Source organism: Mitsuaria sp. RG, from assembly GCF_028369275.1.
GTDB classification, from domain to species: Bacteria; Pseudomonadota; Gammaproteobacteria; order Pseudomonadales; family Pseudomonadaceae; genus Aquipseudomonas; species Aquipseudomonas peradeniyensis.
On sequence record NZ_JAQMYQ010000105.1, the window covers coordinates 1 to 1397 of the forward strand.

At 67.9% G+C, this 1397-nt stretch carries 1 protein-coding gene; it reads right to left on the reverse strand.

Features of this window, described 5'->3' with window-relative positions:
• The coding region (locus POF53_RS25860) for a ShlB/FhaC/HecB family hemolysin secretion/activation protein (protein WP_498970044.1) at positions 1-1397 on the reverse strand (1397 nt) is incomplete at both ends.

Sequence of the window (1397 nt, forward strand, 5' to 3'; positions counted from 1 at the left end):
TGCAGCAGCGGCCAGTTCACCGGGCGGGTCCAGCGCAGGTCGTTGCGCCAGTAGCCGCCGCTGTCGCCGGACAGTGACTGGTCCTTGAGGCCGCGCACCGACGACAGCCCGCCCAGGCTAATGCGCTGCGGGCTGAACAGTACATCCTCGCTGCGCTGGCCGGTGGCCAGGCTGCTGAAGCTCAGGCGCTCGCCGAAGAGCTGGAAACCCTGCACGTAGCTGAGCGTGGCGCTGTACTTGCGGTAGCGCGCCACCGGCTGGCCCGGGCGTGGATGGCCGTTGTCCTGGGCGTCGAAGGCGCCGATGCCCTCCTGGGTGCCCAGGTCGAGGTTGACGAAGGCATTGCCCAGGCGCCGGCCATGGTTGATGCCGAACTGCGCCTCGCTCAGGCGGTTGCTGCTGCCGGCCAGGCGGCTGTCCTCGATATAGTTGTTGGTGCGCAGGTGCGCCATGCCGGCATTGAGCGAGGTCTTGCTGGTGGCGTCGCGGTGCACCACGCGCTCGGCGCGCAGCTGGTGGTTCTGGCTGTCGCCGGTCTGCTTGAAGGTAAAGCCGTTGGCCTGGGCCAGGGAGCGGTATTCGCTCTCGCTGTAGCTGTAGGTGAAGTTCCACCAGCCCCACGGCAGGTTGTAGAACAGCACGCCGTTCTTCGAGCCCTGGGTATGGTCGCTGACCACGTCATGACCGCCGCGCAGCATCAGCTGGTCGGCCAGCCCCAGTGGGCTGTCCCATTCCAGGCCAAGGTTGAGCATCTGCTCGCCGGTGCTGCGCTGGCCTTCGTTGTTGCGCGACAGCGAGGCGCGCCAGGGTTTCTGCTGGGTGTTGCGCACCAGCACTTCGCTGCCGCCGACGGCCTTGCCCGGGGTCAGCTCCATCTGCGCCTTGTTCGACGGCAGGCGGTTGAGCTGGTCGACCATCTGCTCGATCTCGCGCAGGTTCAGGCGCTGGTCGATATCGCCGGGGAAGGCCATGGCCAGTTCGCGGTCGCTCAGGCCGCTGGCCGGGTCCGGGCGCAGCCCTTCCAGGCGCCCTTCCACCACCAGTACCTGCAGATGGCCCGAGGACAGGTCCTGCTGCGGCAGGTAGGCGCGGCTGGTGACCAGGCCGCGGCCCAGGTAATGGTCGGTGATGGCCTTGAGCAAGGCATTGAGCTGGGTGACGCCCAGGCACTGGTCGATAAAGGGCTTGAGCAGGCGGTCGCGGTCGGCGGCGGACAGGCTGTCGGCGCCCTTGAGCTCGATGGTGTGGATGGTGAAGCAGCGGCTGTCGGTCGCCGGTTGCGACTCACCGGGTTCAGCGGCCTTGCCGGGCAGGTTGCGCAGCTCTTCGAGGCGGCGCTGCTGCTCTTCGAGCAGACGGTCCTGGCGGTCGCGGATCAGGTCCTGGTCGCCGGGTGA